This window comes from Brachybacterium sp. AOP25-B2-12, from assembly GCF_052378625.1.
GTDB lineage: Bacteria > Actinomycetota > Actinomycetes > Actinomycetales > Dermabacteraceae > Brachybacterium.
In genome coordinates this window covers 25,333-45,451 of record NZ_JBQSXW010000005.1, presented here as the reverse complement: position 1 = coordinate 45,451, position 20,119 = coordinate 25,333, and the positions used below count along the sequence as shown (strand labels likewise).

17 protein-coding genes and 1 tRNA gene are annotated in these 20,119 nt (G+C 73.0%); 6 read left to right on the top strand and 12 right to left on the bottom strand.

The annotated features are described in order from the left end of the window. Positions 1 to 11 precede the first annotated feature (11 nt). The gene (locus ACT3TZ_RS05180) at positions 12 to 1,259 is read right to left on the bottom strand and encodes an acetoin utilization protein AcuC (protein WP_444582329.1); all 1,248 of its coding nucleotides are present in this window, start codon (positions 1,257 to 1,259) and stop codon (positions 12 to 14) included. 236 nt (positions 1,260 to 1,495) lie between these two features. Here ACT3TZ_RS05180 and ACT3TZ_RS05175 point away from each other — a divergent pair, with 236 nt between their 5' ends. Continuing rightward, entirely contained in the window at positions 1,496 to 2,857 is a 1,362-nt protein-coding gene (locus ACT3TZ_RS05175; protein ID WP_444582473.1) for a TrkH family potassium uptake protein, read from the top strand. A gap of 102 nt (positions 2,858 to 2,959) precedes the next feature. Then, complete coding sequence (locus ACT3TZ_RS05170; protein WP_444582328.1) at positions 2,960 to 3,625, top strand: potassium channel family protein; 666 nt, start codon at positions 2,960 to 2,962, stop codon at positions 3,623 to 3,625. A 66-nt stretch (positions 3,626 to 3,691) separates the two neighbouring features. Here ACT3TZ_RS05170 and proC read toward each other — a convergent pair whose 3' ends face one another. Next, entirely contained in the window at positions 3,692 to 4,606 is a 915-nt protein-coding gene (gene proC, locus ACT3TZ_RS05165) for a pyrroline-5-carboxylate reductase (RefSeq protein ID WP_444582327.1), read from the bottom strand. Positions 4,607 to 5,292: 686 nt separating this feature from the next. Between proC and ACT3TZ_RS05160 the strand changes: the two genes are divergently transcribed. Beyond that, the gene (locus tag ACT3TZ_RS05160) at positions 5,293 to 5,748 is read left to right on the top strand and encodes an NUDIX hydrolase (protein WP_444582326.1); all 456 of its coding nucleotides are present in this window, start codon (positions 5,293 to 5,295) and stop codon (positions 5,746 to 5,748) included. A gap of 467 nt (positions 5,749 to 6,215) precedes the next feature. On the opposite strand, the gene ACT3TZ_RS05155 is transcribed toward ACT3TZ_RS05160, so the two are convergent. The 3 genes from ACT3TZ_RS05155 to ACT3TZ_RS05145 all read right to left on the bottom strand — a co-directional run bounded on the left by ACT3TZ_RS05155 (position 6,216) and on the right by ACT3TZ_RS05145 (position 12,149). After that, positions 6,216 to 6,401 (bottom strand): hypothetical protein, encoded by a 186-nt coding sequence (locus tag ACT3TZ_RS05155; protein ID WP_444582325.1) that lies wholly within the window; start codon positions 6,399 to 6,401, stop codon positions 6,216 to 6,218. Between the two features lie 74 nt (positions 6,402 to 6,475). Then, positions 6,476 to 11,215, bottom strand: coding sequence for a DUF4011 domain-containing protein (locus ACT3TZ_RS05150; RefSeq protein WP_444582324.1), 4,740 nt, complete (start codon positions 11,213 to 11,215; stop codon positions 6,476 to 6,478). Positions 11,216 to 11,339: 124 nt separating this feature from the next. After that, on the bottom strand, positions 11,340 to 12,149 hold the full coding sequence (locus ACT3TZ_RS05145; protein WP_444582323.1) for a DeoR/GlpR family DNA-binding transcription regulator: 810 nt from the start codon (positions 12,147 to 12,149) through the stop codon (positions 11,340 to 11,342). Between the two features lie 162 nt (positions 12,150 to 12,311). On the opposite strand from ACT3TZ_RS05145, the gene ACT3TZ_RS05140 reads away from it, so the two are divergent. After that, positions 12,312 to 12,497: an antitoxin gene (locus ACT3TZ_RS05140; protein ID WP_444582322.1), complete on the top strand. Its 186-nt coding sequence runs from the start codon at positions 12,312 to 12,314 to the stop codon at positions 12,495 to 12,497. Between the two features lie 281 nt (positions 12,498 to 12,778). On the opposite strand, the gene ACT3TZ_RS05135 is transcribed toward ACT3TZ_RS05140, so the two are convergent. Together ACT3TZ_RS05135 and ACT3TZ_RS05130 are read right to left on the bottom strand one after the other, a co-directional pair. Further along, a complete protein-coding gene (locus ACT3TZ_RS05135) occupies positions 12,779 to 13,447 on the bottom strand; it encodes a copper resistance CopC family protein (RefSeq protein WP_444582321.1) in 669 nt (222 codons plus the stop codon). A gap of 9 nt (positions 13,448 to 13,456) precedes the next feature. Beyond that, positions 13,457 to 14,263, bottom strand: a complete 807-nt coding sequence (locus ACT3TZ_RS05130; RefSeq protein ID WP_444582320.1) for a nitrilase-related carbon-nitrogen hydrolase — start codon at positions 14,261 to 14,263, stop codon at positions 13,457 to 13,459. Positions 14,264 to 14,572: 309 nt separating this feature from the next. Here ACT3TZ_RS05130 and ACT3TZ_RS05125 point away from each other — a divergent pair. Next, a tRNA-Arg gene (locus tag ACT3TZ_RS05125) sits at positions 14,573 to 14,645 on the top strand. A 91-nt stretch (positions 14,646 to 14,736) separates the two neighbouring features. Here ACT3TZ_RS05125 and ACT3TZ_RS05120 read toward each other — a convergent pair. The 5 genes from ACT3TZ_RS05120 to sucC form a co-directional block, all read right to left on the bottom strand. Continuing rightward, positions 14,737 to 15,582: a hypothetical protein gene (locus ACT3TZ_RS05120; protein ID WP_444582319.1), complete on the bottom strand. Its 846-nt coding sequence runs from the start codon at positions 15,580 to 15,582 to the stop codon at positions 14,737 to 14,739. 106 nt (positions 15,583 to 15,688) lie between these two features. Continuing rightward, on the bottom strand, positions 15,689 to 16,513 hold the full coding sequence (locus ACT3TZ_RS05115) for a C40 family peptidase (RefSeq protein ID WP_444582318.1): 825 nt from the start codon (positions 16,511 to 16,513) through the stop codon (positions 15,689 to 15,691). 191 nt (positions 16,514 to 16,704) lie between these two features. After that, on the bottom strand, positions 16,705 to 17,430 hold the full coding sequence (locus tag ACT3TZ_RS05110) for a metal-dependent transcriptional regulator (RefSeq protein ID WP_444582317.1): 726 nt from the start codon (positions 17,428 to 17,430) through the stop codon (positions 16,705 to 16,707). A 169-nt stretch (positions 17,431 to 17,599) separates the two neighbouring features. Further along, positions 17,600 to 18,490, bottom strand: a complete 891-nt coding sequence (gene sucD, locus ACT3TZ_RS05105; protein WP_444582316.1) for a succinate--CoA ligase subunit alpha — start codon at positions 18,488 to 18,490, stop codon at positions 17,600 to 17,602. Between the two features lie 12 nt (positions 18,491 to 18,502). Beyond that, positions 18,503 to 19,672, bottom strand: coding sequence for an ADP-forming succinate--CoA ligase subunit beta (sucC, locus tag ACT3TZ_RS05100; protein ID WP_444582315.1), 1,170 nt, complete (start codon positions 19,670 to 19,672; stop codon positions 18,503 to 18,505). Positions 19,673 to 19,848: 176 nt separating this feature from the next. On the opposite strand from sucC, the gene ACT3TZ_RS05095 reads away from it, so the two are divergent. Continuing rightward, positions 19,849 to 20,115 (top strand): hypothetical protein, encoded by a 267-nt coding sequence (locus ACT3TZ_RS05095; protein ID WP_444582314.1) that lies wholly within the window; start codon positions 19,849 to 19,851, stop codon positions 20,113 to 20,115. Positions 20,116 to 20,119 lie beyond the last annotated feature (4 nt).

The window sequence follows — 20,119 nt, the reverse complement described above, 5'->3', positions numbered from 1 at the left end:
GGCGCGTCGCCTCAGTCGTAGTACGGATCCAGGCCCCAGGCCGGGAAGGCCGCCCGGCGGGCCGCCTGGACGGCACGGTCCAGGGGGTCGGCCGGATCGAAGCCCGCGACCCAGGGGCGCAGGGTGGGGGGCACGCCGTCCCCGAGGGTGCGCACCCGGTCCGGTCGGGGCAGACCCCGCTCGCGCGCCAGCTGCAGCATCGTCGCGCGGTAGTCCTCCGGGAGGGCGCTCGCCGGGTCCAGCGGCTCCCCCGTCGCGATCGCCACCAGATGGGTCCAGGACCGTGGGACGACATCGGCCACGGCGTAGCCGCCACCGCCCAGGGCGAGCCAGCGTCCGTCGCAGACCTCGTCGGCGAGAGCCCGCATCATGAGCATCGCCTCGCGCTGCCCCTCGAGGGTGACGGAGAGATCGGCCAGCGGATCGTCCCGATGCGTGTCGCAGCCGTGCTGGGTGACCAGCAGCGTGGGGCCGATCGCCCGGACCAGTGGCAGCACCACCGCCTCGATCGCGCGCAGCCACCCGCTGGAGTCGGTGCGTCGGGGCAGCGGCACGTTGACGGCGCTGCCGGGTGCCCCGGGACCGCCCGCGTCCTGCACGAAGCCCGTCCCGGGGAAGATGTGCTCCCCGGACTCGTGCAGCGAGATCGTCACCGCGCGCGGCTCGTCCCACAGCGCGCGCTCGACGCCGTCGCCGTGATGGACGTCGAGGTCCACGTAGACGACGCGCGGCTCGCCGCGGTCCAGCGCGTGCAGGATCCCCACGGCGGCATCGTTGTAGACGCAGAACCCCGCGGCCTGGGACGCCCGGGCATGGTGCATCCCGCCGGTGAAGTTCACCGCGCGGCGCACGTCCCCGCGCTGCACGCCATCGACGGCACCGAGGGTCCCGCCCACCAGGCGGGCGCTCGCGGGGTGGATACCGTCGAACACCGGGGTGTCGTCGCCGCCCAGCCCGTAGGGCAGCAGGTCGCGAGGGGCGGGGCGGGTCGCGGGGTCCGAGGCGGCGCGGACGGCCGCGACGAACTCCGCGTCGTGGACGGTCCCCAGCTGCGCGTCGGTCGCGATCGGCGCCGGGAGGATCCGCACACCGGGGCGCTCGAACAGTCCCTCGGAGCGGCACAGCGCGGCGGTCAGCTCGAGCCGCACGGGCGACATGGGGTGGTCCGGGCCGAAGTCGTAGTCCGCGACGGCCTCCTCCCAGACGACGGCGGTCTCGCCCTCCCCGGGCCGCGGCGTGGTCCCCCCTGCGGTGCTCATGGCCGCAGGCTATCGGGGTGGGCGCTCCCGGCGTGCCCCATCGGCAGCGAGTGGACCACCGGGCACGCCTGCGTAGACTCCCGGTGCCGTGGCACGAGCCCGGCGTGGGCCGGAGGGAGCAGGACGTGCGCGACACCCGTCCCCGCCGCCCCGCCCGCGGATCCTCCGGGGACCGCGCCCGGCGTGCCGACGGCCCGCGCCGCTGGGCCGCTCGGCTGGCCCACCGCTCCCGGCGCCTGGGGCTGCGCTCGGCGCTGCGGGACGTCATCGCGAGCGCCGCGAGATCGTCGTCGGCCCGTCTGGCCCTGACAGCGTTCACGGGGATCATCCTCGTGGTCACGGCGCTGCTGGCGCTGCCGATCGCCACCGAGTCGCGGATTCCCACCCCCTTCGTGGACGCCCTGTTCACGGCGGTCTCCGCGGTGTGCGTCACGGGGCTGACCACGGTGGACACCGCGACGCACTGGTCGACCTTCGGGCTCGTGGTGATCATGGTCGCGATGAAGGTCGGCGGCCTCGGCGTGCTGACGCTGGCCTCGCTGCTGAGCCTGTCGGTGATGCGCCACATGGGCCTGGCCCAGCGGATCATCGCCGCCTCGGAGACCCGCAGCGAGAAGCTGTCGGAGGTCGGCGGGGTCCTCAAGGTCATCGTGATCACCTCCACGAGCCTCGAGCTGCTGACGTTCCTGGCGCTGCTGCCCCACATGATCGTCAACGACCACGGGCTGGGCCGGTCGATCTTCAACGGCATGTTCTATGCGATCAGCGCCTTCAACAACGCCGGATTCGTGCCCGAGGTCGCCGGGACGGGCCAGTACGTGGGTGACCCGTGGTTCTCGATCCCGATCGCGACCGCGGTGTTCGTCGGCTCCCTCGGCTTCCCCGTGATCCTCGTCCTCGTGCGCAAGTGGCGCACCCCGGCGCACTGGAGCCTGCACGCCAAGCTCACCCTCTCGACCTCCGCGATCCTGTTCGTCGTCGGCTTCCTGGGGATCCTCGCCATGGAATGGGACAACCCCGGGACGCTCGGGCGGCGCGACCTGGGCACCCGCATCCTCGCGAGCGCCTTCGCCTCGGTGATGCCCCGCTCCGGGGGATTGTCCACGCTGGACGTCGGGCAGTTCGAGCCCGCGACCCGCTTGTTCGTGGACCTGCTGATGTTCATCGGCGGCGGCTCCGGATCCACCGGCGGCGGCATCAAGGTGACCACCTTCGCGCTGCTCGTCCTGTCCATCGTCGCCGAGGCCCGCGGTGACCGCGACGTCGAGGTGTTCGGGCGCCGCCTCCCGCAGGACGCGATCCGCCAGGCCATCGCCGTGCTCGTCATGAGCGCCTCGGTCGTGTTCGTCGCGACCCTGGCCCTGCTCGAACTCGCGGACTTCGGGCTCGACAGGACGCTGTTCGAGGTGCTCTCGGCGTACGGCACCGTGGGCCTGTCCACCGGGATCACGGCGGACCTGCCCACCAGCGCGAAGGCCGTCATCATCGCCTGCATGTACATGGGGCGCATCGGGCCGATGACCCTCGGTGCGGCGCTGGCCCTGCGGGAGCGGTCCCGTGTGGTGCGCCTGCCGGAGGACCGGCCGATCATCGGCTGACCGGCCCGTCGCGTGTCGGTGCAGGTCCCGCGACCGGCGCGCCCGCAGCGCGTACTACGCTGGTCGCCGCCGGGAGGGCCGGCCACGACCGAAGGAGTGCGCGTGTCCGAACGCAGTCGAGACAGCGGTGTGCTCGTGGTCGGGCTCGGGCGCTTCGGCGCGTCGATCGCCCTGACCCTCCAGGAGCTGGGCACCGAGGTGCTCGCGATGGACACCCGCCCCGAGCTGGTCCAGGAGTTCTCCGGTCACCTGACGCACGTCGTCCAGGCCGACGCGACCAACCTCGACGCCCTCCAGCAGGTGGGCGCGGCGGACTTCGGGGTCGCCGTCGTCGGCGTCGGCACCTCCATCGAGGCCAGCGTCCTGATCACCGCGAACCTCGTGGACCTGGACCGCCCCGTCATCTGGGCCAAGGCCATCTCCCAGGCGCACGGCAAGATCCTCGAGCGGATCGGGGCCCACCACGTCGTGTTCCCCGAGAAGGACGCGGGTCAGCGGGTGGCCCACCTCGTCAACGGCCGCCTCATCGACTACATCGAGTTCGACGACGGCTTCGCGATCGTCAAGATGCGGCCCCCGCGCGAGACCGTCGGCTTCACCCTCGCCGAGTCCGACATCCGCTCGAAGTACGGGGTGACGATCGTGGGCGTGAAGTCTCCCGGCCGCGACTTCACGTACGCGACCCCGGAGACGATGGTGACCCGCCACGACCTGCTCATCGTGTCCGGCCACACCGAGCTCATCGAGCGGTTCGCCAACCGGCCCTGATCGGGATCGCCGCGCACGCGGCTCCGGCCGTGCGCGGCCCGAGCGAGACGTCGCCGAGCCCTGCGCTCACTCCCCGGCCATCTCCCGCGAACGCGTGGCGGCGGCGTCCATCGCGGCGGCGAGCGCAGGTCGCAGACCGTGCCGCTCGAGGGCCGCGACGCCCTCGGCGGTCGTCCCGCCGGGGCTCATGACGTTGCCGCGGGCCACGGCGGGGTGCTCCCCTGTGGTCTCGAGCAGCTGGGCGGCGCCCTTGACGGTCTGGATCACGATCCTCTGGGCATCGGCGCGCGGGATGCCCTGGCGCACGGCCTCGTCGACCATGGCGTCCACGACGGTGTACACGAAGGCGACCGCGCTGCCCGCGGCACCGATCACGGCGTGGACCTTGTCCTCGGGCAGCTCGATGACCAGACCCGAGGCGGACAGCACGGCCCGCAGGCGGTCCAGCGCCTCCTCGTCGGTGTCCGGACCTGCCACCACCTGCGTGACGCCCTCGCCCACGGACATGGGGATGTTCGGCATCGCCCGGACGAGCTGCCGGTGCCCGCCGAGCGTCTCCGCCAGCGACGCGAGGGTCGCGCCTGCGGCGAGGGAGACCACGAGGGTGGAGTCCCGCAGGTGCTCGCGCACCGTGGGGAGCACGGCGGCGAGCTGGTAGGGCTTGATGCCGATCAGCAGCAGGTCCGCGCCGGCGATGTCCGCGAGGGTTCCGGCCGTCGCATCGAGGTCCTCGGCGGCGCGTCGCGAGGACTCCTCGCGCGAGTTGACGATCCGCACGCCGTCGGCGGGTACCCCCGCGGCCCGGGCCGCGCGCACGAAGGCACCGCCCATGTTGCCCGCGCCCAGGACGACCAGACGCAGCGAGGCGGGATCGACGGCGGCACCGGAGGAGGCGTGGGGAGCGTCGTGGTGGGGGGCGTCGTGGTCGGGAGCGGTGGCCTGGGGGCCGTGGGCGTGGGGGTCGGTGGCGTCGGTGCTCATGGCACCAGCCTAAGTCGGACGGTGCGACGTGGGTGCCGTGAGGGAACGCGGGCGCCGGGCATGCATCAGGCGGCGTGCGGGAAGTCCGCGCGAGTCCGTGTGCAGGTCGCCTACCGGGGCGCAGGCTGCCCGGGCCAGCGGCGTGGCCAGGCCGGGCGCAGGTTGCCCGGGCCAGCGGCATGGCCAGGCCGGGCGCAAGTTGCCATGGCGAGCACCGAGGCATGTCAGGGGCGCGGGCGAGCGGCATGGCCCGGCCGGGCGCCGGTCGCCATAGCGAGCGCCGAGGCTTGTCAGGGGCGCGGGCAGTCGCCTCGCGCGCGAATGCGGGTCGCCAGCATGAGAGCCAGGTCCCGCCGGGGCGCCGGGACCGAAGTGCGCATCGAAGCCGGCCGGAGGCGGCGGTCGCCGTGGAGTCGGGTTCCGGTCGCTGGCGGGCGTGTCCGTGCAACAACCTGACTCCACAGGCCCACGGCATCCGAAAATCGAGGGTTCGGGCGCTGGGAGTCAGGTTGTTGCACGCCGGACCCCGACACGCGCACGGCCACGGGCACGGGTAGGGCGAGGACACAGGCCTCGCGACGCCGGTGCACGCCCCCCACCACCGGGCACCACGCCCAGTTCACGCGCAAGCCGCCGTGGCATGCTCGCGCGCTCGATTCTCCGGGCCACCGCCTAGACTCCCCCGCATGCTCACCGCCGTGCTCCGCCGCCTCCGGGACGTCGTGCGATTCAGGGTGGTGCTGTGGACGCAGCCGCGTTTCCTCGTGGGCGTGGTGTCGGTGCTGCGCTCCCCCGATGGCCGGATCCTCCTACTCGAGAACCGTTTCTGGCACGGCAATCGGTGGGGGTGCCCGTCCGGCCACATGCGGTACGGGGAGTCCCCGGAGGCGGCCGCCCGGCGTGAGCTGTCAGAGGAGTGCGGCCTCGTCCCGAGCTCGTTGGAGGTCGCGCGCGTGTCTACCGGCTACGTCAAGCGCATCGAGATCTGGTGCCTGGGGACCGTGGCGATCCAGGAGGCGCCTATCCACCTCCAACGCCTCGAGATCACCGACGCCGCCCTGCTGCCTCCCGCAGAGGCGCTGGCACGGATGCGTCCCTCGCAGGCCGCCGTGGTGCGGCAGGTGCTCGGCACCTCGATCTGACCCATCCCGCCGCGCCACGGCGGGGGCATCCTTCGGAACGTCGCCGGGCAGGATCCCCTACCCCGCGGCCCGCACGTGCCGGGCAAGATCCCGGCTCCCGTCGCCCGCACGAGACGGGCAAGATCCCGGCTCCCGTCGCCCGCACGAGACGGGCAAGATCCCGGCTCCCGTCGCCCGCACGAGACGGGCAAGATCCCGGCTCCCGTCGCCCGCTCGAGACGGGCAAGATCCCGGCTCCCGTCGCCCGCACGTGCCGGGCAAGATCCCGGCTCCCGTCGCCCGCACGAGACGGGCAAGATCCCGGCTCCCGTCGCCCGCACGAGACGGGCAAGATCCCGGCTCCCGTCGCCCGCACGTGCCAGGCAGGAAGCCCATTCCCGTCGTCCTCGTGCAGCGGACCGATCACGGACGGTCGAATGCGATATCGCCGGGGCGCCGGTGCGGCGGCGCATCGCACTTCGGTCCCGTCAGCTCCCGGTGCCCCAGTGCGGTGGGACGTCGCGGGTGAGCCGGTCGTCGTTGGAGGTGTCCTGGCCCGGCTCCGGGGCGTCCTCGGCGGCACGATCCGGGACGATGGGACCGGCTCCGTCGCGGCGGTCCGACGATGAGTCGTCCTTCCACGCGATGGGGCGGCCCGTGAGCGAGGAGATCACCACACGGTGCGGTGCTGCCCCGGCGGAAACCCCCTCCCCACCCGTATCAGCCGTCGAGCCCGTCGAGCCCGTGCTCACAGTCGCTCCTGGTAGCGGCGGACCGCCGACGCCACCGCGACGTCCAGCAGCACGGAGCGTCGCTCGAAGCCCAGGAAGGTTCGGACCTCGCCCGCCAGCTGGTCCTCGAGCCGGGCACGACCGTCGGAGCAGATGTACTCCACCACCGCGTCGAAGTCCTCGGTCGCGTAGAAGGACAGCGGTCGGCCCGCGGCGATCTGCGGACGCGGCACGCGGTGGGGCGCGCTGCCCACGCCGCGCGGCGTCTCCGGGGTGTCCTCGTCCTGGACGGCGGTCAGCGCCCGTTCGACGGCGCGCCGGATGCGGTCGGCCTCGCCCTCGGGATCGATGAACAGCGCCCAGGACCACACCCGCTCGGGGTGCCAGCCGATGCCCTCGAGCCGCTCGGCACGCAGGCGATCACGCTCCCGCTGGCTCGTGGTGGCGACGTAACGCGGACCGTCGGTGTCGACGGCCACGAGGAACCGTCCCGGGAGGTCGGGGTGGCCCAGCGCCAGCTCGATCCGGTCCTCGGTCTGCCCGAAGTCCGCTTCGACCACCAGGCCCAGGCGCCACAGCCGGTCGGCGAGGTCCGCCACGAGGGCACCCGCCGCGTCCACGGTGGCGCCAGGCGCGATCGGCACCACGCCATCAGTGTCGGGATCCGGCGCGGCGTCGCCGTCCCCCTCGGCAATCGGCGAGACGTCGCCGGACGGGCCCTCCGTGGAGTCCTCGGATGGCGTGGTCTCCGCGGGGCCGGGGTCCGCGGTCCCGTCGTCCGCGACGGCATCCGGCGCTCCCGGGTCGACGTCGGAGGAGGTCCTCGGGACCTCGTCGGACGTCACCGACGGGTCCAGGTCCTCGGCAGTGTCCGCCGGGGTCGTGCCATCTGCGGTCGTTGCATCGCGCACGGGGCTCGAGTCGTCCGTGCCCGTCACGAGGTCCGGTGCGGGCGTCGACCCCACCGCGACCGCGCCGCCGCCCTGCGCGGACGCCGGCGCGCTCGGGCGCTCGGCACCATCCGGGCGGAGCATCGTCGCATCGTCCGCGGAGGTCGAGACCTCCCTCTCCGCCTCCGCGCCCTTGGGAGCATCCACCGGCTCGGCCCCGTCCGGCTCCGCCGTGCGGATCGCAGCGCTGCTCGCGGTGAAGATCCCGGCGGCCGGGGCATCGGCGTCGTGCGCGGCATCGCGGCCGGTCACGAGCGGGTCCTCCCCCGTGTACAGGTAGGTGAGCAGGTCGTGGAGGTCCTGGGCTCCCTCGGTGCGCAGGCGGGACACGTCGAGGTCCTCGGCCCGCAGTCCCGAGACGACCGTCGTCCGGCCGCGCGCGCGGGTGAGCGCCGAGACCACGGCCTTGCGCCCGTGGTCCCCGGAGATCGGGCCGAAGTGGTGGATGAGCCGTCCGTGCGGGGTCATCCCGAACCCGAGCGAGACGATCACGTCGTCGCGCACGAGGCCCGGGGTGTGGGCGACGGGCACGACGGTGAAGAACTCCTCCGAGTCCGGGTCGAAGAAGCCCCGGAGCATCGGCACGACGCCGACGGTGCTGAGGACCCGTTCGAGCACGGCCTGCGCGTGCGCCGGGGTGAAGGTGATGACGCCCAGGGACCGCTCGGGCCGCGTGCGGGCGTGCTCGATGACGAGGTCGGTCACGCGACGCAGCTCCGCCTCGGTGCTCTCGACGTATTCGGCGCCGGGCGTCACGAGCCCCCGGGCCGCCTCGACGAGGACCAGGCGGTCCGGCTCGGCGACCGTGGGGCTGGGCGCCGCGAGGACACCCGGTCCCGCGGCCCGACGCTGGGCGAAGGCCCGCACCCCACCGGTCGCCGGGTGGGGGTCGCGGCGCAGCGCGAGCGAGGGGACGAGGTCGCGGACGTCGTCGAGGAGGACCGGGTGGTCCTCGCCGGCGTACTCCAGGGGATCGCCGACGATCACCGTCTGGCGCGCCCGCAGGATCGCCGGGAGCGCGGCCCAGGTGGGCAGGCGCCCGCCATCGGCCACGATCACGACGTCGAAGTGGGTGCCGCGCGGCACGATCTGCGGCACGAGGTAGGGCGAGGCGAGCCAGCTGGGGCGCGCTCGGAACAGGATGTCCTCGTACTTCGCGGCGAGGTCCCGCACGGAAGTGGTCGAGGAGCGCGACAGCTCGGCGATCGCGGACCGAGAGGTGTCCGGGAAGCGCTTCATGGTCTTGACCAGCACGTCGTCGCTCGCGGTGCGCACCCGGTCGGCGGACTCCGCGAGGTGCTCGGCGTCCAGGCGGCGGAAGGTCTCGGCGACGCGCGACAGCGAGGTGCCGTCGTACGTCGAGATCTTGGGCTCGGCCCCGGCGATGAGCTCGAGCACGCTGCGCCACCAGGCGAGATCCAGCTCGGCGGAGACCTGGGACGCGGACACGCGACGGTCGCGGAGGTCGTCGACGAGCTCGCCGAGCCCGTCGAAGCGGAGCCTGCGCACCAGGGTCGTGTGGCGCGGAAGATCAGCCAGGGAGCCGCTGTCGGCGTCCAGGGCGTCCAGGCGGGCGGCCACGATCCCGAGGTCCTCGGTCGCCAGCTCACCTCCGGCGATGGTCCCGTCCAGGAGCACCGCGAGCTCGTCGCACGCCCGCTGTGCACGCTCGGCGAGCCGGCTCAGGCGGTCCAGGTGCGGCGGGACCCTGGGCGGAGCGCCCGCCGAGGCGGTCTCCTTGCGCCAGGCCTCGCGCACCCGGCGCGCCTCGGCCAGGACGGCATGGGGATCGGGGACCTCGGCCTCGGGGCGCTCCAGCTCGAGCGCCTGCTTGCGGAGCCTGCGACGCGCGCCCCAGCGCATCTCGACACCGTGCTCGACGCGCCACGTCTTGTCTGCCGTGGCCGCGGCGAGGTCCTCCAGGGGCGCGGCGAACACGGCGCCCTGATAGCTGACGAGGACGGTCCGGACACGCTCGAGGAGGGCGATGCGGCGGTGCAGGGCGGCGAGGTCCCGGACCTCCCGCAGCCCCAGGTCCCCGGACACCGAGGCGACCCGTTCCCGCACGGGGGGCAGGATCTCCTCCCGCAGCTCCGTGACGAGCTCGCGGGCCCGGCGGGCCTGGGTGTCGGTGGTGATGGTGGCGCCGAACCAGGCCGTGTCCTCGGGCCCGGTGGACAGCGCGCCGGCCTCCGCGGCCTCGCGCAGCAGCACTGCGAACCGTGCCCGCTCCTCGCCGATCATCCGCGCGGCGACCTCCGCGGACAGGCGCACGGTGGTGCGCGGCGCGGGGCGGCTCCGGGTGAGCGCGGCGAGCGCCGAGATCGCGTCGTGCGCGGAGGCGCCCCAGGGCTGCTGCACCCGGTGCATGGCCTCGACGTGGCCGACGAGGGTGTCCCTCGCGTCCCGCAGCGCGGGTGACTCCTCGAGCGAGGAGCCCGCGCGGAAGGATCCCGCGCGGCGCAGGGAGGTCAGGAGTGACTCGGAGGCGGTGCGCTGCAGGGCGGGGTCCGGCGAGAGGTCGAACAGGAGGTCCGCGAGGCCGCGCTCCTCGGCGAGCGCGGCGATCTGGGAGAGGCTGCGGCGACGTTGGCTGACCACCAGGACGCTGCGTCCGCGGGCGTTGAGCTCTGCCATGAGGTCGACGACCAGATCGTTCGCGTCGGTCCCCGGGGGTGTCGACAGCGCCACGTGGCGACCGGCGAGGACCTGCTCGAGCGCGTGCTGGCGGTCGGGGTCGACGGCGGCCACGAGATCCGTCTCGGGCACGGGGGCGGCGGGCTCCTCGTCGGCGTCCGCGGCCAGGGCCTCGCGTGCCCCGGGATCCCCGGCCATGGCGGCGACCAGCGGGTGCTCGACCCAGTCGGCTCGTTCGCTCGAGAGGTCCCGCGCGAGGGGGCCGACGGCGTCCATGAGGTTGCCGACCACGAGGGCGTGGGTGACCCGGAAGCCGGGCAGCGGCTCGCCGAGCGCCCGGAACGCGTCGAGGACGGGGTTGGGGTCGAAGCCGTAAGGGCCGTCGGTCGTGGCCAGCAGCGCCCGCGCGTCGACGGCCACGCCTGCCTCGCGCAGCGCGCGCAGGAGCACGGGGTTCACGTCGACGGTCGCGTCGATCTCGAGCTCGATGTCCTCGCGGGCGTTGCCGCGCAGCCGCAGGGTGATCGGCCGCACGAGCACGGGCGCGTGCACGGGCTCGCCGCCATCCTCGGGCTGCCAGGTCGCCTCCCCGATCGCCAGGTGGCAGGTGGTCAGGCCGATCTCCTCCGCCTGGCGCTCGGCGGTCTCCCGCAGCGCGCGGGCGTGCCCGCGGGCATCGGCCAGGGCGCCGACCTCGCGGACCAGGGACGACAGCCGCGTGGCGCCCCGCCCGGCGAGCAGCTGGGCCAGGCCCGAGGGGTGGGAGTGGGTGAGGTCCAGGACGTGATCGCCCGCGCGCAGCTGGGAGAGGAACGACGGCCCCTGCGAGGCCAGCGTCAGGGGCGCGGACCAGCGGTCCAGCGCCTCGCCGACACGGTCGGCGCGGCTGAGCGGACGGTCGTCGAGGCGACGGTGCGGGAGCTCGTCCTCGTCCTGATCGGGCACGGCATCCGCGCGGGCATGGCCCTGGGTGCGACTGACCTCGAAGTCGACGCCGTCGGACGCATCCGCCCCGGGGTGCCCCGCGCGACGCGGGGACGGCGTCGCGGAGGCGTCCGGGTCGCCCGCGCGGACGTCCGGGTCGCCGGGGCGAGCTTCCTCGACCGCAGGGGCCGGGGAGGGCGCCGGGGACGCGGCGCGGCGCTTGTCTCGCGAGAACTTCCAGATCACGTCCCGAGGCTACCGGGGTGCTGTCGCGGCATCGTGCAGGCGTGCCGTGGCCACCGTGGCGCGAGGGGCGCCACCTCGGACGGAACGGACTTTTCACCCCGGGGTGGCTCCGAGGGTGTCCGGCTCAGACCTGCAGCAGTCGGACCTCGTGCTCGGCGAGGTCGCGACGGAAGTCCTCGGGCACCTCGCCCGCGACCACCAGATCGGTCAGAGCCCCGAGCGAGCAGATCCCGGCCATGGCCCGGATCCCGAGCTTGTCGGCGGTGGCGAGGCCGACCACGCGACGGGCGTGCCCGATCATCGTGCGGGTGACCCCGGCCTCCGCGTCGGAATGGCAGGTGAGCCCCGCCTCGAGGTCCATGCCGATCATGCCCACGAACATGACGTCGAGCCAGAGGTCGCGCATGGTGGCCGCCGCGAGCGGGCCGGTGAGCTCGAACGAATGCGGCTCCGCGACCCCGCCGAGCACCACGGTGCGCACGGAGGGCCGCAGCACCGACTCGATGGCGATGTTCAGCGCGGCGCACACGACGGTGAGCCCGGCGACGCCGTCCCGACCCTCGAATTCCGGGCGTGAGACGATACGTCGAGCCGTCGCCGAGGTGGTGCGGCCGCCGTTGAACCCGACGATCTGTCCGGGGCGCACGAGGTCGCACGCGGCCCCGGCGACCTGCTCGCGACGGGCTCCTTCGACGTCGGCACTGCGCGGCCCGGCGGCCAGGGAGTACGCGACATCGATCGCGACGAGACCGCCGTGGGTGCGACGTGCCAGCTGGGCCCGCTCCATCTCCACGAAGTCGCGTCGCACGGTGGACTCGCTGATCCCCAGGTCCTCGGCGACCGCGGTCACCGACAGCCGCCGGTCCTGGGCGAGCTGCGCGAGGATGTGGTCCCAACGACCACTCTTGTCCCGGGGCTTCATCTGCGTGTTCACGCACCCATTATGCGTGACATTGATGCCCTGTGTCTCGAGAACCGCGCGAACATGCACATATGTCCGCGGAGGACATCTCCGGTTGTCGGGACGGCACGGAGGTTCTAGCGTGACGGCATCGCTCCGGACCCGGAGCGTTTTCCACGACAGAAGGAGAACACCATGGGTTTCGATGATGCACTGAACAAGGCGAAGGACTTCGCCGGCGATCACAAGGATCAGACCAACGATGCGATCGACGGCGCCAACAAGAAGGCGCAGGACCTCGCTCCCGACCAGCTCGACGGCGGGATCGACCAGGGTGCCACGAGCGCCAAGGATTTCCTGGGCACCGGCGACGACAAGTGAGTCGACGCCACTGAGCGCCCGGGGTCCTGCGTGACTCCGTCCCCGTGAGGGGGCACGGAACCCCCCACCCGTCACGGGTGGGGGGTTCCGTGTCGTCCGGGGCGCGGCGCGACCACGGGCGTGGCGCGCACGACGTGCAACGCCTGCATCCGACCCGCCCGGCGGGATCGGGACGCCGCACAGTGGTCGGAACGACGCTGTGAGATCGGAACGGCGCCAAAGGACCCGAACGACGCCGTGGGGCCCGACCGGCGCCGCCGGATCCGACCGGCGCGGAGGGTTTAGTCCTGGTGGGGGCCGCGCCGGCGCAGCAGGAACCAGGCCGCGACACCGAGGACGACGACCACGGGGACGGCGATCAGCGCGATGACCGCGGGGCTGAGCCCGCCGCCGGTGCTCGCGGCCTCGGCCGTCGCCGACGCGCTCGGCTCGGCGACCGTGCTCTGCTCGGTGGTGCCGGACGAGGCCGCCGGGGTGGCTGCTGCGGCGCTCTCGGAGGACGGCGACACGGTCGGAGCGGCGGACGGCTGCGTGGCCTGGAGGACCTCGAAGGTGAAGCTGCCCTCGATCGGGTGCCCGTCGGCGGAGACCACGCGCCACTCGACGGTGGCGGTCCCCGCGGGCAGCGGCCGCTCGAGCGTGGCCGTGGCCTGCGTGTCCACGATCGTCGGGGCGCCGTCGAAGACGGTCTGCCCGTCGGAACCGGTGACGCGCACGACCGGCGAGACACTCAGCGGCGTGTCGGAGAAGGTCAGGGTGACGGCCGTCGGCGAGGTCTCGACGCTCGAGCCGTCGGCGGGGTCCGAGGACACGAGCCGATCGTGGGCGAGGGCCGCCGTCGGCACGAGCACGAGGGCCAGCGCCCCCAGGAGCTGGAGCACGACGACGAGCGGGGAGACGCGGCGGACGGGCCCGGGGGCCGTGGGAGCGGAGGCGGGAAGTGCTGGCACCGGACCAGCCTAGCCACGCTCCTCGACGTCGAGCGACGAGAGGGGCACGATGTGACGGAGCACCGGCAGGGTCTCCCGCGCGCTCGCGACCACGGCGGGATCGAGGTCCGCGAGGAGCACGCCCGGTTCCCGGCCGAGCTCCCCGAGCACCGCCCCGAGCGGCGAGACGACGGTGCTGTGCCCCACGCCCCGGGGGCCGGGTGCATCGCCCTCCGGCGGCGCCTGATCGGCCGCGAGCACGTACGCGGTCGCGTCGAGGGCGCGGGCGCGCACCAGCAGCGACCACTGCTCGAGCTTGCCCTCGCCGTCGCCCCAGGCCGCGGGCAGCACGATGGCGTCCGCACCGGCCTGGGCCAGGGCCCGGAACTGCTCGGGGAAGCGCACGTCGTAGCAGGTGGCGAGCCCGATGCGGAGGTCGTCGACGTCGACGGTGAGAAGCTCCGTCCCCGGCGCCACCGTGTCGGACTCGCGCGTGCCGAAGGCGTCGAAGAGGTGGATCTTGTCGTAGTCCGCGTGCACGCCGCGCCCGCGGACGATGACCCGGTTGTGCACCCTGGCGTGCGGCGCCGTCGCGAAGCTCCCGACGACGACCACGACGTCGTGGAGCTCCGCGGCCTCGGTCACCCGCGCGTCGAAGACGTCGGCCTGGGCGGCGGCGGCCGCGGCGAGGTCGGTCCCGAAGGGGGTGAGCGTCGCCTCGGGGAGCACGACGAGGCGAGCGCCACGGCGGGCGGCGTCGGCGATGGCGTCGACCGCGAGGTCGGCGTTGCGGAACGCCTCCTGCGCGGGGGTGAGCTGGACGAGCGCGATCCTCATGGGTGGAGCCTCCGACAAGTGGGGGAACAGGTGGGCGAGCAGGCGTGCACCGTGCTGAGTGCTGGGTGATCGGGTGGGCGGACCGGGCCGATCAGGACGATCCTCGCACCGATCGTGCTCGGTGTGCGGGGTCGGCCATGTCCGCGAGCCGCTCACCGTGCGCTCCGGGTCCTGCGCCCCTGGTCCGGGCCAGGTCCTGCGCTCCCGTTCGCACGGCGTCCGCGGCTCGTGCGCGCCCCGGCGCCGCACGAGCACCCGCATGCAGTGCCGTAGACTCGTCCGGGCTGTCGGAGCGTCCCGTCGGCCCGGGCCCCCGTAGCTCAGGGGATAGAGCACTTCTCTCCTAAAGAAGGTGTCGCGCGTTCGAATCGCGCCGGGGGCACCCACCGCGACGTCGCACACCGTCGTGCGCCGTCGAGTCTCCACCGGCGACGGCGGACGATCGATGCCGGGCGCAGGCTGCATCGCCGGCTTCAGTCCGCCGCATCGCGCCGCCTCCCCGCAGCCACCCCGATCACCACGATCGCCAGAGCCATCACGGCCGCTCCCCCGCCGATCACGATCACCGCCGGGGCCAGCAGGTCCGCGGCCAGACGCTGCTCGAACGCCTCGACGAGCGAGCCGAGGATCGGGCTGTCCGCGACGCGGGTGGGCACGAAGATCCCCGCGACCCTCGATCCCGCGAGGAGCGCGACGCCGCCCAGGGCCACGACGAGCCCCAGGACGAAGCCCAGGACGCCCCGGCGCGACGCGACGAGGACCGAGAGCACGGCCGCGCCGAGCCCCGCCCACCCGATCCAGCTCGCGGCATCCGCGGCGGCCTGCAGGCGCCCCGCCCACGGCGAGGCCGGCACGGTGACGATGGTCAGCGACAGGGCGTCGGTCTCGGGCAGGTCGATCGTGATCCCGAGACGCTCGGAGACCGGCTTCAGGAGGGCGTCGGCATACGGGTTCAGGTCGGCCGTGACCGCCCCGCCCTGCGGGGACATGATCGCCGTGTGGAGGTCCTTCATGGAGCCGTCCCAGATGGTCCCGAAGACCGGGTCGCGCGCGAGGGACTGTGCGGCGTCCTGGAGAGCCGGCTGGACGAGGGAGCGGACGGGTCGCGGCACGTCGATCTCGTCCAGGACCGCGGTGACCGCCGTGTCGGCGACCTCGGTGCGGAAGGAGTCCTGGCTGCCGAGGGGCTGTGCCACGGACAGGAACCCCGCCTCGTCGACGACGGTGTCCCGCACCCAGGCCGCGGGTGCCCATAGGGTGAGCATCACGGCCGCGGCCACGGCGAGCACGCCGGCCAGGATGTCGCGCACGGTGTCCATGCGCCTCAGCCTAGCGAGGGGACGAGCTCGAAGGTCCCACGTGCCGCACGCGAGAACGGGCCCGTCTCCGAGGAGACGGGCCCGTGTCGATGCGGGGGAGGGAGGATCAGCCGACGCGGACGAAGGTCCAGCTGGCGGACCACATCTTGCGCTCGGAGGTGTCCTTGACGGACGTGCCGGCGTCGATGATCGTGTTGTTGCCGGCGTAGATGCCGATGTGACCCGGGGTGTAGACGAGGTCGCCGGGGCGCGCCTCGGACTTGGAGATCACGGTTCCCTGGGACTTCTGGCCGGAGGCCGAGTGGGGCAGGCTCACGCCATGCTGGGCGTAGACCCAGGCGGTGAAGCCCGAGCAGTCCCAGCCGCCGCGGGTGGAACCGCCGTAGACGTAGCGGACGCCGATGCCGTTGCGGGCGGTCTCGACGATCGAGCTGCCCTTGGCGGAGGACTGCTCGGCCGGGGCCTCGTCCTTCGTCGCCGCGGCCTTCTTCTCGGAGTCCGCGGAGTCCTGCTCGTCGGCGTTCTGCTGAGCGGTGGTCTGCTCGTCGGCCTGATCGCGATCGGCGGTGCGGTTCGTACGCTCACGGGTCGAGGAGGAGGAGTCCTCGTTCTCGTCGGCGTTCTCGCGCTCCACGGCGGGAGCAGGCGTCACGACCGGCTTCTTCTTCGCGGTGAACGCGGCGGAGGCGTAGCCGTAGCCGCCCGCGGTCGAGGCGGGGAGCGCGACCGCCGGGGCGGCCTTCGCGGTGGTGGCGACGGCGCCCGGGGCACCGGCGGCCTGGTCGACCCCGCCGTCGGCGAGGGCGCCCGAGGCGCCGCCCACCAGGAGGCCTGCGGTGATCGCGGCACCGGCCGCGTTCCGACCGATCCGGACCACGGGGGTCACGGTCCGGATGGCGCGGCGGTGGGTGTTGCTGCTGCGGTTCGACACGATGCGATCTCCATAACCCGGGCCCTGAGGCCCTCCCCGCCGACGTCTCACAAGTCTTCGCTGCGACCCAGGTGCGGGAGGGATCCCGGGCCGGCGACCGCATCCTCCTGCGGCACGACTACGACTTTAGGGGGATGCGCGGGCCGTTCCGGCCCTCCTGAAAGGGTCTGGAGAAGGTCTTGACGCTCCCTTTACCGAGCCGTCCCGACGCGCACCGTGAGCTGGCCCACGACGTCCCGCGGGATGATGGTCGGATCGTGTCCGGCGACACGCAGACGGACCTCGTCGACGACCCTCTCGACGGCCAGCGGAGCCCCCGCCACGACGCCGTGACCTGCGAGATCCTGCAGGAGCTCGACATCGCTCTGGGCCCTCTCCCCGATCCGGTCGAGCACCACCTCGACAGGTCCCTGGGAGAGGTCGAGGTCCCCGAGCGGCGAGAGCGCCTTGGAGGCATCTTGACCCACCGGTGTGACGCCGCTCTCGTTGACATCGATGCCCAGTTCGTCCAATCCCGGGATGGGGTTCCCGTACGGGTCGAGGTACGGCGGGGAGATGAGATGGGCGATGCGCTGCTCCACCTCCGCGCTCATGACGTGCTCCCAGCGGCACGCCTCCTCGTGGACATGGGCGTAGTCCAGCCCGATGGTGTCCAGCAGGTGGCGCTCGGCCAGGCGGTGCTTGCGCATGACGTCCTTGGCGATCGCCGCGCCCTTGGGCGTCAGGTGGATGTGGCGCTCCTCGTCGAGGTGCAGGAGGTCATCGCGCTCCATGCGGGCCACCGTCTGGGAGACCGTGGGCCCGGAGTGCCTGAGGCGCTCGGCGATCCTCGCGCGCATGGGCGGGATCCCCGCCTCCTCGAGCTCGAACACCGTCTTGAGGTACATCTCGGTGGTGTCGATGAGGTCGGTGCTCACGTCTGCTCCTGTGCGCCGGGGATGGTCTGTGCCCCGGACCCGCGGCCCGGAGCGTCCCGCCGAGTCTAGTCGTGGGCACCGACGGACGCCCGCCCCTCGCGATCACCGCGTCCGGGATGCACGGAAGGCCCCGATGCGATGCATCGGGGCCTTCCGTGAGGGGGTCGTGTCAGGCGCTCGCCCGGACGATCTCCCGCAGCAGCTCGGCCGTCTCGGTCGGCGTCTTGCCGACCTTGACGCCCGCGGCCTCGAGGGCCTCCTTCTTGGCCTGCGCGGTCCCGGCCGAGCCCGAGACGATGGCGCCGGCGTGGCCCATCGTCTTGCCCTCCGGCGCCGTGAAGCCCGCGACGTAGCCGACGACCGGCTTGGTGACGTTCTCGGCGATGAACGCGGCGGCGCGCTCCTCGGCGTCGCCGCCGATCTCGCCGATCATCACGATCGCCTCGGTCTCGGGGTCCGCCTCGAACGCCGCGAGGGCGTCGATGTGCGTGGTGCCGATGACCGGGTCGCCGCCGATGCCGATGCAGGTGGTGAAGCCCAGATCGGACAGCTCGTACATCATCTGGTAGGTCAGGGTGCCGGACTTCGACACCAGCCCGACCTTGCCCGGACCGGTGATGTTGGCGGGGATGATCCCGGCGTTGGACTGTCCGGGGCTGATGATCCCCGGGCAGTTGGGGCCGATGATCCGCGTGGTGCCGCTGGCGAGGGCGAGGTTGACGAACTCCGCGGAGTCCTTCACCGGGATGCCCTCGGTGATGACGATGAGCAGCTCGATGCCCGCCTCGATCGCCTCGACCGCGGCGGCCTTGGCGAAGCGCGGGGGCACGAAGACGACCGAGACGTTGGCCCCGGTGCTCTCGATGGCCTCGGCGACGGAGCCGAAGACGGGGACGGACGCGCCGCCCTCGAACTCGACCTCGGTGCCGGCCTTGCGGGGGTTCACGCCACCGACCACCTGGGTGCCGGAGTCGAGCATGCGCTGGGAGTGCTTCATGCCCTCCGAGCCGGTCATGCCCTGGACGATGACCTTGGAATCGGAGTCAAGGAAGATCGACATGTCGGGTGGGGCTCACTTTCCGTCGGCGGCCAGCGCGGCGACCTGGGCCGCTCCGCCGTCCATGGTGTCGGCCAGGGTGACCAGGGGGTGGGCGGCGTCAGCGAGGATCTTGCGACCCTCCTCGACCTTGTTGCCGTCCAGGCGCACGACGAGCGGCTTGGTGGCCGTGTCGCCGAGCTTGTCGAGGGCGCCGACGATCCCGTTGGCGACCGCGTCGCACGCGGTGATGCCGCCGAAGACGTTGACGAACACCGAGCGCACCTGGTCGTCGCCCAGGATCACGTCGAGGCCGTTGGCCATGACCTCGGCGCTGGCGCCGCCGCCGATGTCGAGGAAGTTCGCGGGCTTGACCCCGTGCTCCTCGCCTGCGTAGGCGACCACGTCGAGGGTGGACATGACGAGCCCGGCGCCGTTGCCGATGATCCCGACCTCGCCGTCGAGCTTGACGTAGTTGAGGTCCAGGGCCTTGGCCTTGGCCTCGAGCGGGTCCTCCGAGGCGGTGTCGACGAGGGCCGCGTGGTCCTCGTGACGGAACTCGGCGTTGTCGTCGAGGGTCACCTTGCCGTCGAGGGCGACGATGTCGCCGGAGCCGGTCTTGACCAGCGGGTTGACCTCGACGAGCGTCGCGTCCTCCCCCTGGTAGACGTCCCACAGCCCCTGCAGCACGGGCACGATCTTCGCGCCGGTCTCGGCGTCGAAGCCGGCCGCGTCCACGATCTCCTGGGCCTTGGCGGCGTCGATCCCGACGTTGGGGTCGACCGCCACGCGAGCGAGGGCCTCGGGCCGCTCGACGGCCAGCTGCTCGATCTCCATGCCGCCCTCGACCGAGCACATCGCCAGGTAGTTGCGGTTCGCGCGGTCCAGCAGCAGCGAGAAGTAGTACTCCTCGGCGATGTCCGCACCGGCCGCGATCATGACGCGGTGGACGGTGTGGCCCTTGATGTCCATGCCGAGGATCTCGGAGGCCTGCTGCTCCGCCTCCTCGGGGGACGTGGCGATCTTGACGCCGCCGGCCTTGCCACGGCCACCCACCTTGACCTGCGCCTTGACGACGACGACGGGGGTGGCGAGCTTCTCGGCGGCGGCCTTGGCGGCTGCCGGGTCTTCCGCGACGACTCCTCCGAGCACGGGGACGCCGTGCTTCTCGAAGAGGTCGCGAGCCTGATATTCGAACAGGTCCACGGGTGTCGAATCCTCTCGATGATCGGCAGGGGCGGCCCGGCCGTCGTGCGGCCTCGTCACCGGTCCCTGAGAACGGGGCAAGCCTAGCGTGACGCCGCGCGGCCCATGCACCGGGTGCCGTCGGTTCCCGGGACCCCGCCCCGGCGCCGCGCAGGCCGCCCCCGTACGATGACTTCGTGGCTCCCTCGACACGCACGTTCGGCCGACGCATCCGCGATCACCTGTTGTTCAGCGTGGTCGCGATCCTCGGGCTGTTCCTCGTGCTGCGGCTGTTCGGCGTCCGCTCGACGGTGTCGGGGCTGTTCCTGTCCATCCTCATCACGCTCGCGCTGAACGTGGGGCTGTCCTATCTCACCGAGGCGCGAGCACGTCGGAATGCTCGATCCCCGAGGTCCGTACCGCGCGGCGGCGGCGACATCCGCTGGCGCGACGAGGACCGCTGACAGC